The sequence below is a fragment of the Tatumella sp. UCD-D_suzukii genome, from assembly GCF_000611875.2.
In the GTDB taxonomy this organism is placed as follows: Bacteria; Pseudomonadota; Gammaproteobacteria; order Enterobacterales; family Enterobacteriaceae; genus Tatumella; species Tatumella ptyseos.
On the sequence record NZ_JFJX01000056.1, the window covers coordinates 145978 to 160505 of the forward strand.

General features: G+C 52.8%; 12 protein-coding genes. 7 read left to right on the forward strand and 5 right to left on the reverse strand.

What is annotated here, in order from left to right; all coding sequences use genetic code 11:
• Positions 1–39: 39 nt before the first annotated feature.
• Positions 40–1794, reverse strand: coding sequence for a DEAD/DEAH box helicase (locus CG67_RS13005; RefSeq protein WP_025903377.1), 1755 nt, complete (start codon positions 1792–1794; stop codon positions 40–42).
• 143 nt (positions 1795–1937) lie between these two features.
• On the opposite strand from CG67_RS13005, the gene rsuA reads away from it, so the two are divergent.
• Both rsuA and CG67_RS13015 read left to right on the forward strand, forming a co-directional pair.
• Positions 1938–2672, forward strand: a complete 735-nt coding sequence (gene rsuA, locus CG67_RS13010; protein WP_025903378.1) for a 16S rRNA pseudouridine(516) synthase RsuA — start codon at positions 1938–1940, stop codon at positions 2670–2672.
• Between the two features lie 23 nt (positions 2673–2695).
• A complete protein-coding gene (locus CG67_RS13015; protein WP_025903379.1) occupies positions 2696–3877 on the forward strand; it encodes a Bcr/CflA family multidrug efflux MFS transporter in 1182 nt (393 codons plus the stop codon).
• A 168-nt stretch (positions 3878–4045) separates the two neighbouring features.
• On the opposite strand, the gene mepS is transcribed toward CG67_RS13015, so the two are convergent.
• Positions 4046–4621, reverse strand: a complete 576-nt coding sequence (gene mepS, locus CG67_RS13020) for a bifunctional murein DD-endopeptidase/murein LD-carboxypeptidase (RefSeq protein ID WP_025903380.1) — start codon at positions 4619–4621, stop codon at positions 4046–4048.
• A 755-nt stretch (positions 4622–5376) separates the two neighbouring features.
• On the opposite strand from mepS, the gene CG67_RS13025 reads away from it, so the two are divergent.
• Entirely contained in the window at positions 5377–6939 is a 1563-nt protein-coding gene (locus CG67_RS13025) for an APC family permease (protein ID WP_025903381.1), read from the forward strand.
• A gap of 478 nt (positions 6940–7417) precedes the next feature.
• Here the strand turns inward: CG67_RS13025 and CG67_RS13030 are convergent, their stop codons facing one another.
• Both CG67_RS13030 and yeiP read right to left on the reverse strand, forming a co-directional pair.
• Positions 7418–8116: a phosphatase PAP2 family protein gene (locus CG67_RS13030; protein ID WP_025903382.1), complete on the reverse strand. Its 699-nt coding sequence runs from the start codon at positions 8114–8116 to the stop codon at positions 7418–7420.
• 386 nt (positions 8117–8502) lie between these two features.
• Entirely contained in the window at positions 8503–9075 is a 573-nt protein-coding gene (yeiP, locus tag CG67_RS13035; protein WP_025903383.1) for an elongation factor P-like protein YeiP, read from the reverse strand.
• A gap of 192 nt (positions 9076–9267) precedes the next feature.
• On the opposite strand from yeiP, the gene CG67_RS17610 reads away from it, so the two are divergent.
• The 4 genes from CG67_RS17610 to fruA all read left to right on the forward strand — a co-directional run bounded on the left by CG67_RS17610 (position 9268) and on the right by fruA (position 13624).
• Positions 9268–9522, forward strand: coding sequence for a YkgJ family cysteine cluster protein (locus CG67_RS17610; protein ID WP_074011237.1), 255 nt, complete (start codon positions 9268–9270; stop codon positions 9520–9522).
• A 324-nt stretch (positions 9523–9846) separates the two neighbouring features.
• A complete protein-coding gene (fruB, locus tag CG67_RS13040) occupies positions 9847–10980 on the forward strand; it encodes a fused PTS fructose transporter subunit IIA/HPr protein (protein WP_025903384.1) in 1134 nt (377 codons plus the stop codon).
• The gene (fruK, locus tag CG67_RS13045; protein ID WP_025903385.1) at positions 10977–11915 is read left to right on the forward strand and encodes a 1-phosphofructokinase; all 939 of its coding nucleotides are present in this window, start codon (positions 10977–10979) and stop codon (positions 11913–11915) included. Before fruB ends, fruK begins: the two co-directional genes overlap by 4 nt.
• A gap of 20 nt (positions 11916–11935) precedes the next feature.
• Positions 11936–13624 (forward strand): PTS fructose transporter subunit IIBC, encoded by a 1689-nt coding sequence (gene fruA, locus CG67_RS13050; RefSeq protein ID WP_025903386.1) that lies wholly within the window; start codon positions 11936–11938, stop codon positions 13622–13624.
• Positions 13625–13668: 44 nt separating this feature from the next.
• Here the strand turns inward: fruA and nfo are convergent, their stop codons facing one another.
• A complete protein-coding gene (gene nfo / locus CG67_RS13055) occupies positions 13669–14514 on the reverse strand; it encodes a deoxyribonuclease IV (RefSeq protein WP_025903387.1) in 846 nt (281 codons plus the stop codon).
• Positions 14515–14528: the final 14 nt, after the last annotated feature.

The window sequence follows — 14528 nt, forward strand, 5'->3', positions numbered from 1 at the left end:
TCACTGACGCCGGGCAAATAAAATCACCCGGCGGGCGCTTTAGCGCAACTGGTGAGCTTTACGGAAACGCCCCTGGTAATCAAAGACCTTATGGCGTATTTGCCAGAAATGACCTTTTTTGCGGGCGACAATAAAGTCCGGATAACGGAAATGCTCACTCAGTGCCGCCAGGTCCGCCGCCGTTTGCCAGTGAAGCGGCGTTGCCGGGGCCTTATGATGTTGTCTTAAAAACAGCGTTTCAAAAATATGACGCTGTCCCGGGGTCTGCAGCCGGAAAAGCTCGCTAACTTCGGTGGCCTCCTCATCGTAATAGGTGACCTTCAGGCTTTCGCCCCGGCTATCGCGGCCCGGCTGCAGGGTCATCCCTGCGCAGCGTAACACCAGGGCATCTTTCAGTTTTAGCGCAGCCTTCAGCATATCGTCGGGGTCGGTCAGAATGCACTGGCACTGATGACAGACCCGGGCGGCTATGTCATTTTCCGCATTACACTGCGGGCAGGATTTAAAACGGAACCGGAAATCACACTGTTCACGGGGAGCGTCCGGGAAGTCAATGATCCCCTGGCAACGTCGGCCAAAATGCTCGGTGATGGTACCGTCGGCGGTGGTTTTGCCCCAGAACGTATTGGCAAACCCGCAGGCCGGACAGAAAACCTGTACCGGCTTATTATCACTGGCCCCTTTCGGGGTACCGATTTCCGGACTGAACAGGTCATGAGGATTACCGGCATAGTCGAGGATAAGACAATCCGTTTTACCGGGTGACAGGCGCAGCCCCCGGCCGACAATCTGCTGATACAGGCTGACGGATTCGGTAGGGCGAAGGATGGCGATAACATCCACGTGCGGCGCATCGAATCCGGTCGTCAGCACAGAGACATTCACCAGATATTTAATTTTCTGTTGCTTAAACGTGGCCAGGATTTCGTCCCGCTGCCGTGCAGGCGTTTCGCCGCTGATCAGGGCACTCTCCGGGGGCAGCAGACCGAGAATTTCCCGGGCGTGCATCACGGTGGCCGCAAAAATCATCACGCCGTGCCGGTCTTCAGAAAGTTCAATCACCTGGCGGATGATTTCCGGTGTCACACGCCGTTGTTTGCTGAGCTGATTATTCAGGTCCCGTTCGCTGAACAGCCCTTGCTGCGACGAAAAAAGGGCGGAAAAATCATAGTGAACCACCGGCATATCAATCCGGTGGGGATCGGTCAGATAACCATTTTTTATCATATAGCGCAGTGGCAGTTCATAGATACATTCGTAGAACAGCGCATCCGCATCGCCGCGTACCATACCGTGGTAGTGCAGATGATAGATCCAGCCTTTCCCCAACCGGAAAGGCGTCGCGGTCAGCCCCAGCAGCCGGAGTTCCGGGCGTCGCTGGCGCAGATAAGAAAATATGGTCTGATACTGGCTTTCCTTGTCGTCGGCAATCCGGTGACATTCGTCGACAATAATCAATGAGAACGCGTCGTCAAAGGCGTCCAGGTTACGGGCCACGGATTGCACACTGCCGAACACCACTTTCCGGTGGCTCTGTTTTTGCTGTAAGCCGGCAGAGAAAATATCTGCGCTGAGCCCCAGCGCTTCATATTTCGCATGGTTCTGAGCAACCAGCTCTTTCACATGGGCCAGTACCAGTACACGGCCCCGGGCTTTGCGGGCCAGTTCGGCAATCACCAGGCTTTTACCGGCCCCGGTGGGCAGAACAATGACGGCCGGTTGCTGATGCTTACGGAAGTAACTGATGGTGGCATCCACCGCTTCCTGCTGATAAGGGCGTAGCGTAAAAGACATAAAACGTCACTTTTCCGGGACTGACTTAAGGGATCGCATGCCATCACTGACAGTGCAGTACAGAACACGCTATACTGACCGGCTGAAGATGACGGTTAGCGTCATTGTATTTACCCTTCGCTGCTACAGGCAAAAAGAAATTCATGCGACTTGATAAATTCATCTCTCAACAACTGGAAGTTAGCCGGGCTATTGCATCCCGCGAAATTCGTGCTCAGAAAGTCACCGTCGATGGCGAGGTAGTGAAAGACAGTGCTTTTAAGGTCTCTGAGGAGCATGAGGTTGCCTACGACGGTAACCGGCTGCAACAGATCACCGGCCCCCGCTATTTTATGCTGAATAAGCCGCAGGGGTATGTGTGTGCGACGGATGATGAAGAATACCCGACGATTTTATATTTCCTCGAAGAGCCGATGGCCTGGAAACTTCATTCCGCAGGGCGTCTGGATATTGATACCACCGGACTGGTACTGCTGACCGATGACGGACAATGGTCACACCGCATCACTTCGCCACGCCATCATTGCGAAAAAACCTATCATGTCACGCTGGACTCTCCGCTGGATGAGCAGGTCGCCGAACAGTTCGCCAAAGGTGTGGCACTGCGCGGGGATGACGAGGCGACAAAACCCGCTGTGCTGGAGGTGATCACCCCGACCGAAGTGCTGCTGACCATCAGTGAAGGGCGCTACCATCAGGTCAAACGGATGTTTGCTGCCGTGGGTAACCATGTTGTCGCACTTCATCGCCAGCAGATCGGCGATATTGTGCTGGATGAGGCCCTGGAGCCTGGTGAGTACCGTGAACTGACCCGTGAGGAAATCGACAGTGTCGGCCTTCCTGTAGAATTACAACAAAAAACAGCGCGTCGTAAATAGCCTGTCCCCCCCGGAGAAAAAAATTGAGGCTTATCGTTATTCTGGGCTTACTGGCGATGCTGATGCCACTGTCTATCGACATGTATCTGCCTGCTATGCCACAAATTGCCAGCGACTTTATGGTATCCAGCGGTAAGGTCCAGATGACGCTGAACATCTATATCCTGGGGTTTGCTGTCGGTCAGCTCTTTTATGGCCCGCTTTCCGACAGCCTTGGGCGAAAGCGGGTGTTGCTGCCGGGGATTGGGGTTTTTATCGCGGCGGCGGTGGGTTGTGCGCTCTCCGGGAGCATTGACCACCTTATCTGGATGCGGCTGCTCCATGGCCTGGCCGCGGCATCTGCCGGGGTCGTGATCAATGCCATTATCCGCGATTCTTATGCCAGCGCTGAGTTCTCACGCATGATGTCGATAATGATGCTGATCACCACGCTGGCACCGTTGCTGGCCCCGATTTTCGGAGGTTGGCTGCTGCTCGTTGGTGACTGGCAATCCGTATTCTGGACCCTGGCGGTGGCAGCTCTGGCCGGGTTCCTGCTGGTGACGTTTTTTGTGAAAGAATCGTTGCCTGTCACGAAACGTCAGCCGTTGCATCTGCGAACTATCCTGAACAACTTTATTATTTTGTTTCGTAACAAAACGGTCTTTGCGCTGATGATGGCCAGCGGATTCTCGTTTGCCGGTTTATTTGCTTTTCTTAATGCAGGGCCATTTATTTATATCCGGCTTTATCATATTTCACCGCAGCATTTCGGTTATTATTTTTCGCTGAATATCGTTTTCCTGTTCACGATGACATTTATTAATACCCGACTGGTCCGCAAAACAGGGCCGCTGTTCCTGTTTCGCATGGCCCTGATGATACAGTTTGTTGCGGGTATCGCATTATTACTGGTCTGTGCATTAGGGTTGGGGTTGTATCCTCTGGTGCTGAGTGTGGCGGTCTTTATCGGCTGTGTGTCTATGGTCTCCTCCAACGGAATGGCGGTTATTCTGGATGACTTTCCGCACATTGCCGGGACGGTTTCTTCACTGGCGGGCACACTACGCTTTGGTATTGGTGCACTGACGGGGGCGTTATTATCACTGTTCAGTTTTAACTCGGCCTGGCCGATGGCCGGAATGATTGCTGCCTGCGCCACACTTTCTGTCTTACTGTTTCGTTACGCCTCCCGAAGTCAGCGTCAGGGCAGACCGGCAGAATAATAATTAAGCAGGCAGGGGATCGGTTTGCTGGCCAGCGTTTACCGGCGGGGCAGGAGCGTATTCGTCGCTGGTAAAAATAAGTCCGCTGGGATATCAGCAAAAAAAAACGCTGCCTGAGGGCAGCGTTTTTTTTAGTGTCTGGCTAAAGACTTTAAAGGCCTGATGACATTAACTGTTGACGTTAGTTAAGACCCGTCTTGCTTCGCGATAGCGATGTTTCCAGTAACTGTCATTAAGACTTGAAATCATTACGCCGCTGCTGGTGGATGCATGGACAAAGTTATTATTGCCCAGATAAATGCCTACATGGCGGCCGGTCGAGCCAGAGTGAAACAATACGATGTCACCGGGACGCAGTTTGTTGCGTGAAACTTTTAACCCTGCATCCTGTTGTTCATAAGTCGAACGGGGTAAATCCAGACCAAACTGCTCGCGGAACGTTCGCTGAACAAAGGCAGAACAATCGATACCGCGTTTAGTGTCTCCACCCATCCGGTAACGCACGCCTTTCCAGTCAGCATACTGATCCAAAATACGGGACTTAACGTCCACATTTTTAACCATCTGCTCAAATTCAGCCTGAGACGCCTGAAGTAAAAAACCATTATGGTTGTTAACTTCATGCTTCTCTACCCGGGCAGTGGTTTGTGCGGGGGTGGAGCTACAGGCTGAAAGTAATGTTGCTAAAGCAATTGCGGGGACGACCCGCCAGATATATCTCAGAGAAGGTTGAGATTTGACCATTATATGTAGTTCCCTTCAAAGTCCTTACGACAAATTGCCGCTAGCCAGATAACAAGAAGAAAGAGAATAACCGGACGGGTATGCTGAGAGGCACTGATTATAGGAACACGCAGATAAAATGCAGTGAACAGATAATACGTTAGCGCTTGTGTCAGAACATATGCCGATATAAAGGCAGGTTACCGCATAAAATGCCAACTGGCGAGTGCTTTTCGGGAAATTTTTGATTTAGATTAATCCAATAAAATTGCTTACCATTCGGGGAATAATCCGCCAAATCTGTCTTATTGTGAAAAATCACTATGACTACTGAGAACTTATCCCACTTCTCTGGCCGGCGACTGACCTGAAACCCGTTTTTTTTGGCAGGAACCCTGCAAAATCCTGACGGACATTTTCCACGCCATCACCTTCTTTGCAGGCTGCCAGGGCCTGTCATTACTGACCTGGCGGGTTATTAACATCATCAATACTCTCGCCGGACGAACGGGTTGCCCTGTCAGGGTGCAACATTCAGGTTGCTGCGCGAAAACAGTGCATGATCTCCGGGCTACCGGCTTCGGTATCCGGTCTGTGGCACAGATAAGTGAACAGGCGTATACGTGACCCCGGAGCAGGAAGAAATAACCCGGATTTATCCTGGCTGTGACTGTTTATTATTTCTGGCATGAAAAATGCTTCACTGACAGGTAAGGAAATAAAAACTAAGACGATATGACGAAGTTTCAGTCGCAGCACAACATGATGAGGTCTTTATGGCAAAGGGTGCATTTAAACAAAAACTAGGGCTGGTTGATCTCAGCCTGTTAGGAATAGGCTCGATGATCGGGTCCGGCTGGCTTTATGCCGCATTAACCAGTTCAGGTTATGCCGGTGCCCAGACAGGGTGGGCATGGATCCTGGGAGCCATTATCGTATTAATGATAGGTTTGGTGTTTGCTGAGCTTTCCGCGGCCATTCCGCGTGCCGGGGGATTTGTACGTTATCCTAACTTTTCTCACGGCAATGTTGTGGGGTTTGTTATCGGTGTCAGTTCGCTGCTGGCCTATACCAGTACTGCCGGTGTCGAGGTTGAGGCCGTTCGTCAGTACGCACAATACTGGTGGCCGGGGCTAAGTCACACGGATGGCAGCCCGACCGCCGCCGGGTTTCTGATCCAGATCCTGTTACTGGTTGGCTTTTTCCTGCTGAACTACTGGAGTGTCAGTGTCTTTGGCCGGGTGAATACCCTGATCACCACCTTCAAGTTTGTGGTGCCTTTACTGACCATTGCCACCCTGTTTATGTATTACCACGGTGCTAACCTGGATGTGCCACCACCACCACCGGGCGGTGCACACGGCATCTTCACATCACTGACCGGTGCAGGCATTGTGTTTGCCTACCTCGGTTTTCGCCAGGCGGTCGACTTTGCCAGTGAGGCTAAAAATCCTCAACGGAATGTCCCGTTGTCTATTATGATTGCGATTGCTGTGAGCTTTGTTATCTACATTGCCCTGCAGTATGCCTTTATGGGTGCAGTCCCTTCAGAAGCACTGACTGCCCATGGCTGGGATGGACTGAAACAGATCTTCCAGTCACCGTATGCGGATCTGGCCCGTAGCCTGGGAATTACCTGGCTGATTAACCTGATCCTGGTCGATGCGGTCATTTCCCCTGCCGGTACCGGTAATATCTATCTGGCCGGTGCCAGCCGTGTTCTGTTTGCCTGGGCACGTAACGGACACCTGTTCAAAATCTTCGGTGAGCTGGATCCTAAATCGGGTGTACCACGTGGTGCATTGTGGTTATCACTGATCCTGGCCATTGCCTGGACATTACCTTCCGAGTTCCAGGTATGGGGTGGACTGATTGGGGCAGTGACGTCAGCGACCGTTTTCACCTATATGCCAGGTCCGGTCACTCTGGGGGCATTTCGTCGTCATCTGCCCGGCATGGCACGTCCTTTCCGTCTGCCGCTGGCCTCAGTGCTGAGTCCGTTAGCCTTTGTCGCCAGTACACTGCTTATCTACTGGAGTGGCTGGTCCGTTAATGAACTGTTGATCCCGGTCTTTATTCTGGCCTGGCTGGGGTATGTCATCTTTGCGAAAAAGACAGCGACGTCTGCCCGTGACCTGAAAAGCAGCTGGTGGTTACTGGTTTACTACATACTGATCCTGGTGATTTCTTATCTGGGAACCTTTGGCGGAATTAATGCGATTGGCTCACCGACCGATATGATTCTGGCGGCTGTCGCAGCACTGGTCTGCTACTACTGGGGCGTGGCAACCAGCCTGCCTGTGCCGGAAATTAAGGATCACGAAGAACTGACTGACTGAGTATTAGCAACGCGACTCAGAAAGTATTAAACACAAGGCGCCTGATAAAGGCGCCTTTTTTACGCCTGGCTTCCCGCCTCTGCGCCTTGTTAATGCAGTACACGACCTGGTGATGCTCCCCGGAGAGGCCCGCGTACGGGATGTTCCCTCCGGCACCACCGTGCTGAGCGACGGGTCTTACGTTTTTTGCCGGAGGCGGGCTGACCCACTTTGTTACTGGCGGTTGATCACCGGCTATCCTTCCCGGATGTGTCCGGTCTGCGGGATATGCCCGTCGGCGGAAACCTCGGCTTGACTGTCAACATCAGCGGAGGATGAACAGCCCCTGACGTACAGGGGGGAATGCTCAACCCCTGGCGGTGGCCTGCTATAAATAAGAAAGGGACGACAGGAAGGTGAAAACGAAAAGGGCGGTGACGGGGCAACAATGAGTAAAAAAAACGCCAGTGCAGTCACACTGGCGCAGGTATGGAACCGTTTATTTTTTTCTGCGAGGCAGTTTTTTATCCAGATAGTTCACCAGCATGTCGCTACCCGGGGTCAATAGCCACCAGCTCATACCGACCAGAACGACAGACAGCGAGCCGACAGCGATATCGGTAAACCAGTGTGCGCCCGCCATGACACGAGGCATAGCAAAGACGAAGAAGATCACCAGGGCCTTAATAAAGGCGCGGCCGCCAAAATAACGCCACATAAAACAGGCGAAAATCATCAGCATCATCCCGTGGTCACCCGGGAAACTGTCCCCTGACGCATCTTTAGTCGGAATACCGGTCAGCTCACCTGCACGGTGAGCATTATGGAAGAACAACGTCGGGCTGCTATGAACCACCGGGATACGGTGACCCAGTTGGTTCAGCACGACCGCACTGATCAGCATGGTCACACCGATAGCCAGCATGCGATGGTGACCCGCCGCATCAGTTTTCCGCCAGTAGGAATAGTAGAGCAGTCCCATCGCTATCAGGGAAACCAGATCAAAGCCCCGGAAGTTAGTGATTGCAACGAAGATGGCAAACGCATGATGCGTCACCATCTGGTTGTTGAAACCGAAGAAAATGGCTTTATCGAGGCCGAACCAGAAACCGTGATGTTCCGGCAGATACCACGAAAAAAAGAGTGCGATGCCCAGGGCATTCAGCAACAGGATAATCATCAGACGTGAAAGGCGCATTTTATAAACTCATTTTTTAAATAACGGTGTAGGGTACAGATAAATAGATAAATGAATGTTCAACCATCCTTAATAAAGGTCAGTCACCGGCCGGTTAACCCGATCCTATTCCTGCGGCGAACATGTCAAAAAAACGCGCTTATTATACAGATTATTAAGTAAGAAAATTTGACAAATCACGTGATAAAGTAACCGTGTTCGGCGACATTTTTTCAGTTACAGCGCACGGGATCCGCCAGCTGAAAGGCGTTTAAAAGCGGCCGGGGGACAGAACAAGACGACCCCAGACGCTGAGGGGTTTTGATACAGAAGTCATACGAGCGCTTTGCGGGACGGTATTCAGGGGAGGGGAAGTACGGACGACCCTTGGGGTCGTCCGTGAGATCTTAATCAGCACGTCCCATATAACGACGTTCAGGGATATGAATACGGATTTTATCGCCATTGCTCAGGTATTCCGGTACCTGTACCACCAGCCCGGTACTCATTCCCGCGGGTTTGGTGCGGGCGCTGGCCGAAGCGCCTTTAATACCGGGTGAAGTATCGGTAATTTCCATATCAACGGTCTGAGGTAATTCCAGAGCCAGGATCTGGCCGTCCATGGTCAGGACATGCATTCCCGGGATCCCGCCTTCAGGAATGAACAGTAACTCTTCTTCAATCTGTTTCTGATTGAAATGATAAGGGGTGTAATCCTCATCATCCATAAAGACGTACTCTTCGCCGTCAATGTAGGAGAAACTCACGGCCCGGCGGCTGAGTGAGATAGTGTCGAGGATATCATCACCTTTAAAGCGTTCTTCTACCTTCAGTCCGGTACGGATGTCAGTAAAACGCATTTTATACAGCGTTGCGGCACCCCGTGCACTGGGGCTCTGCACATCAATATCTTTTACCAGCAGCAGCTTTCCGTTCCAGCTCAGGGCCATGCCACGTTTAATTTCATTCGCCTTCGGCATCGGTTTTCTCACTATGTCAGCAATACAGGGAATTATGCGCGCAAAGTTACTCGCGCAATGCGTGCCAGGCAAGAGAAAGAAGAGAAATTATTTAGCCTCTGATGTCGAACGGTCGTATAACTGCTAGAGTGTCTCTCCTGCCCGTAAACGTTTGTGTCGGGTTCCCCTCAGCCTGTTCAAAGAAGGTGACAGATGGAGTGTCGTACCGGCTGTGGTGCGTGTTGTATTGCACCGTCAATTTCCAGTCCCATCCCCGGTATGCCCGGGGGAAAGCCCGCCAACGTCAGGTGTGTTCAATTATCGGATGATAATTTATGTAAGATCTTTTGTTCAAATCTGCGGCCAGCCGTGTGTGGCGGGCTTAAAGCCTCATTTGAGATGTGCTCAACCCACCGGGAGACGGCAATGACCTATCTGATACATCTGGAAGCCAGTACCGCCCCCTGAGACGGTAGCCCATTGCCGATGACAGCTACGGCCACAATGCAACCACAGTCAATCGTTGCTGAAATATGCTGACGCGGATAGCGAAATCTGATTTGCGTCAATGTAAATTCAGCGCTATACCGTACAATCATCAGATAAATGTCATGAAGTGTGCGTAGCCTCAAAAAATCGCTATAAGAATTTTGTTATTCATTGCAGCAGATTTTTTTTGGTGCATATATTACTGATACGTTTCAGCTCTGCCTGTGTTCCCTGTTGTCAGTCCCGGACACTTTTTTTTCTCCGTTAGCTGAAACGATTCAACTAAAGACAGTGAGGAGTCCTATGTTCCAGCTCGATGTACAGGCGATACATACTGGCGCCAGTGCCAGTGAAAAAACTGAGGCCATACGCCAGGTCGCATCTGCTCTGGCTTCTGCCGGCAATGTGACGGAAGGTTATGTCGACGGTATGCTGGCGCGTGAACAGCAGACCTCAACATTCCTGGGTAATGGTATCGCTATCCCTCATGGTACAACCGACACCCGTGATCAGGTGCTGAACACCGGGGTCCAGGTCTTCCAGTATCCGCAGGGCATTCAATGGGGTGAAGATCAGGTGGCTTATGTGGTTATCGGCATTGCCGCTAAATCAGATGAGCACCTGGCGTTACTGCGGCAGTTAACTCATGTGCTGAGTGATGACAGTGTGGCTGAAACACTGAAAACCGCGTCAGCTGAAGATTTACGTGCGCTGCTGATGGGTGAAAAACAGGCGGCTGAATTCCGCTTTGACACCTCGATGATCGCCACCCGGGTGGAGGCGACTGACCTGATGACATTACAGGCACTGAACGCCGGCCGTTTACAGGCCGCCGGAGCCGTGGACAGCCATTTTGTCAGTCAGGTGATCTCCCATGCGCCATTCCATCTGGGGCACGGGATCTGGCTCAATGACAGTGCTGAGGGCAACCTGTTCAGCGCCATCGCGATCAGCCGTGCAGCAACCACCTTTACCACAGCAGAAAATGAGCCGGTATCCTTACTCATCACTGTCGCCGCGACTGATGACCAGCCGCTAAGTGCGCTGGGGTATCTGCACCAGTTACTGACCGGGGATCACGCATCAGCACTGAACAGTGCCGATGCCGCCGGGATCCTGGCATTACTGACCAGCGATTATGTTGAAGAAGATGAAGTGGTGACCGCGGAATTTGTGATCCGCAACGAACATGGTCTGCATGCCCGTCCGGGCACGGCACTGGTCACTACCATCAAAAATTTCAAAAGCGATATTACGGTCACTAACCTGGACGGCAGCGGTAAACCTGCGAACGGACGCAGCCTGATGAAAGTGGTGGCACTGGGTGTTAAAAAAGGCCATCGCCTGCGCTTTACTGCCAGCGGAGAAGACGCGGCAGCAGCGATCACTGCCATCGGCGAAGCCATTGATAGCGGTCTCGGTGAGGGGGCAGCATGAGCAGACGTGTCGCAACAATTACGCTGAATCCGGCCTATGACCTGGTGGGCTTTACCCCGGAAATGGAACGGGGGGAAGTTAATCTGGTAAAAACCACCGGCCTGCATGCTGCGGGTAAAGGGATTAATGTCGCCAGGGTGCTGAAAGATCTGGGGATTGATGTGACCGTCGGCGGTTTCCTGGGTAAAGATAATCAGGACGGATTCCAGCAGCTTTTCAGCGAGCTGGGGATTGCGAACCGTTTCCAGGTGGTCGGCGGAAGAACGCGTATTAATGTCAAACTGACCGAGCAGGACGGCGAAGTGACCGACCTTAACTTTTCCGGATTCGATGTGACCGCGAAAGACTGGGAACGCTTTACGACCGATTCACTGAGCTGGCTGGGCCAGTTCGATATGGTCTGCGTCAGCGGCAGTTTACCGGAAGGAGTTTCTCCGGAAGCCTTTACCGTCTGGATGAAATCCCTGCGGGCGCTGTGCCCGTGCATTATCTTTGACAGCAGCCGCAGTGCGCTGGAGGCCGGGCTGAAAGCCGCCCCCTGGCTGGTAAAACCTAACCGCCGTGAGCTGGAAACCTGGGCCGGGAAACCGTTGCCGGAATTACAGGACGTTATTGATGCCGCGCATCAATTGCGTGAAGAGGGGATTGCTCATGTGGTGATTTCGCTCGGTGCGGAAGGCGCGCTGTGGGTGAATGCTTCCGGGGAATGGCTGGCCAAGCCTCCGGCCTGTGAGGTAGTGAGTACCGTGGGGGCCGGGGATTCAATGGTCGGCGGCCTGATTTATGGGTTACTGATGCGTGAGTCCAGTGAACATACCCTGAGACTGGCCACTGCCGTTGCCGCACTGGCGGTAAGTCAAAGTAATGTAGGCGTCGCTGACCGGACACAACTGGCGGCAATGATGGCACGTGTCGATTTACAGCCCGTGCACTGACAGCAGAAGAGGAATAAATGATGAAAGCGCTGCTGATAACTGATGCGTCACTGGGAAAAGCCAGTGCATATATGGCCGAAAAAGCGGCTGAAACGGCTGCTGAAAAATGCGGACTGACCTTAACCCGTTCGCCAGCCGAGGCTGAACTTGTGGTGGTTGCCGGTAAAAACGCTCCCACCGATCCGTCTCTGAGCGGTAAGCCATTCTGGCAGGGAGATCTTCAGGCACTGCTGAATGATGCAGTGGCCTTTCTGACTACGGCTCGTGAACAGGCAACTCCCTGGCAGGCACCGGTAAATGCTCAGCCTGTGGTGGCTGAGACCAGCGGGGCCAAACGTATTGTGGCGGTAACCGCCTGTCCGACCGGCGTCGCTCATACCTTTATGGCGGCAGAAGCCATCGAGGCAGAAGCTAAAAAACGTGGCTGGTGGGCGAAGGTAGAAACCCGCGGATCAGTCGGTGCCGGTAATCCGGTCAGCGCTGAGGAAATCGCGGCTGCCGACCTGGTGATTATTGCCGCCGATATCGAGGTTGATCTGGCTAAATTTGCCGGCAAACCCATGTACCGCACCTCGACCGGACTGGCACTGAAGAAAACCGCCCAGGAATTTGATAAAGCCCTGGCGGAAGCTAAGCCTTACCATGCCGCGGGGGCGTCAGCCGATCAAGCTGCTGCCAGCGAGGGTAATAAAGAAAAGGCCGGCGCTTACCGTCACTTGCTGACCGGTGTGTCTTACATGCTGCCGATGGTGGTCGCAGGTGGTCTGAGCATCGCGTTATCTTTCGCCTTCGGGATCACGGCCTTCCATCAGGAAGGGACGCTGGCTGCCGCACTGATGCAGATTGGCGGGGGGAGTGCGTTCGCGTTAATGGTGCCGGTGCTGGCGGGCTACATTGCCTTCTCGATTGCTGACCGTCCTGGTCTGACACCGGGGCTGATTGGCGGTATGCTGGCGACCAGCACGAATGCCGGTTTCCTTGGCGGTATCATTGCCGGTTTCATTGCCGGTTATGTGGCGAAATTTATCAGTACACGGTTGAAACTCCCGCAGAGTATGGAAGCCCTGAAACCTATCCTGATTATTCCATTACTGGCGAGCCTGATCACCGGCCTGCTGATGATTTATGTGGTCGGCAAACCGGTAGCAGCCATTATGGAATGGCTTACTCACTGGCTGGGTAACATGGGTACGGCGAACGCGGTGCTGCTGGGTGCGGTGCTGGGCGGTATGATGTGTACCGATATGGGGGGCCCGGTGAACAAAGTGGCGTACGCCTTTGGTGTCGGTTTACTGAGCAGCAAAACCTACGCGCCGATGGCCGCCATTATGGCTGCCGGAATGGTACCTCCGCTGGCGATGGGGCTGGCGACTTTACTGGCTAAAAGGAAATTTAATAAAAGTCAGCAGGAAGGCGGTAAAGCCGCACTGGTGCTGGGGCTGTGCTTTATTTCTGAAGGTGCCATTCCGTTCGCTGCCCGTGACCCGATGCGGGTGATCCCTTGCTGTCTCGTTGGCGGTGCGGTGACCGGGGCTATCTCTATGGCTATCGGTGCCCAACTGATGGCACCCCACGGCGGCTTGTTTGTTCTGCTGATCCCGGGGGCGATTACTCCGGTACTGGGTTATCTGTTATCCATTATTATCGGAACGGCGCTGGCGGGTATTGCTTATGCCTTCCTGAAAAAACCGGAAGCAGTCACCGCCTGAGGGATGTGTGATTTGAAAAACAGGGCGCATTGCGCCCTGTTTTTTTATGCTGTCTGTTGTGCTTTCAGCCAGGCAATTTCATCTTTCCAGATATCCGGATTCACGGTTTCCAGAATTAACGGAATACCATCAAAGCGGGGATCTTTCATCAGCCAGCTGAACACGGTATTGCCGATATTCCCTTCGCCCAGACTGTGATGGCGATCTACGCGGCTGCCGAATTCACTTTTCGCATCATTCAGGTGCATGCCCCGCAGGTAGTTAAAACCGACAATCCGCTCAAAATCCCGGAAGGTGTTTTCACAATCTTCGACCGTACGCAGGTCGTAACCGGCGGCAAAGGCGTGACAGGTATCGATGCAGACACCGACACGGCTTTTATCTTCAACGTGATGGATAATTTCTGCCAGGTGTTCAAAACGGAACCCCAGGTTACTGCCCTGACCGGCGGTATTTTCGATGACTGCAGTTACGCCCCGCGTCTGATCCAGCGCGATATTGATCGATTCGGCAATCAGCTTCAGACAGTCTTCTTCAGCAATCTGTTGCAGGTGGCTGCCCGGATGGAAGTTAAGTAATGACAGGCCAAGCAATTCCGCCCGTTGTATCTCATCAATAAAGGCCAGTCGTGATTTTTCCAGCGCCTCACTGACCGGATGACCAAGATTGATCAGGTAACTGTCATGGGGCAGAATTTGTCCTGAGCTGAAGTTATATTTTTCGCAGGCCTGACGGAAGGCATTGATACTTTCCTCTGTTAACGCCGCAGCGCGCCATTGGCGCTGGTTTTTGGTAAACAGTGCAAAGGCCGTTGCTTCCAGTTCGTGTGCACGAAGGACCGCATTTTCCACGCCCCCTGCGGCGCTGACATGCGCACCGATAAACTTCATTACTTTCTCCTCAC

Coding starts and splice junctions, on each gene's coding strand:
- CG67_RS13005 (WP_025903377.1), bottom strand. CDS start 1,794: ATGTCTTTTACGCTACGCCCTTATCAGCAGGAAGCGGTGGATGCCACC.
- rsuA (WP_025903378.1), top strand. CDS start 1,938: ATGCGACTTGATAAATTCATCTCTCAACAACTGGAAGTTAGCCGGGCT.
- mepS (WP_025903380.1), bottom strand. CDS start 4,621: ATGGTCAAATCTCAACCTTCTCTGAGATATATCTGGCGGGTCGTCCCC.
- CG67_RS13025 (WP_025903381.1), top strand. CDS start 5,377: ATGGCAAAGGGTGCATTTAAACAAAAACTAGGGCTGGTTGATCTCAGC.
- CG67_RS13030 (WP_025903382.1), bottom strand. CDS start 8,116: ATGCGCCTTTCACGTCTGATGATTATCCTGTTGCTGAATGCCCTGGGC.
- yeiP (WP_025903383.1), bottom strand. CDS start 9,075: ATGCCGAAGGCGAATGAAATTAAACGTGGCATGGCCCTGAGCTGGAAC.
- CG67_RS17610 (WP_074011237.1), top strand. CDS start 9,268: ATGGAGTGTCGTACCGGCTGTGGTGCGTGTTGTATTGCACCGTCAATT.
- fruB (WP_025903384.1), top strand. CDS start 9,847: ATGTTCCAGCTCGATGTACAGGCGATACATACTGGCGCCAGTGCCAGT.
- fruK (WP_025903385.1), top strand. CDS start 10,977: ATGAGCAGACGTGTCGCAACAATTACGCTGAATCCGGCCTATGACCTG.
- fruA (WP_025903386.1), top strand. CDS start 11,936: ATGAAAGCGCTGCTGATAACTGATGCGTCACTGGGAAAAGCCAGTGCA.
- nfo (WP_025903387.1), bottom strand. CDS start 14,514: ATGAAGTTTATCGGTGCGCATGTCAGCGCCGCAGGGGGCGTGGAAAAT.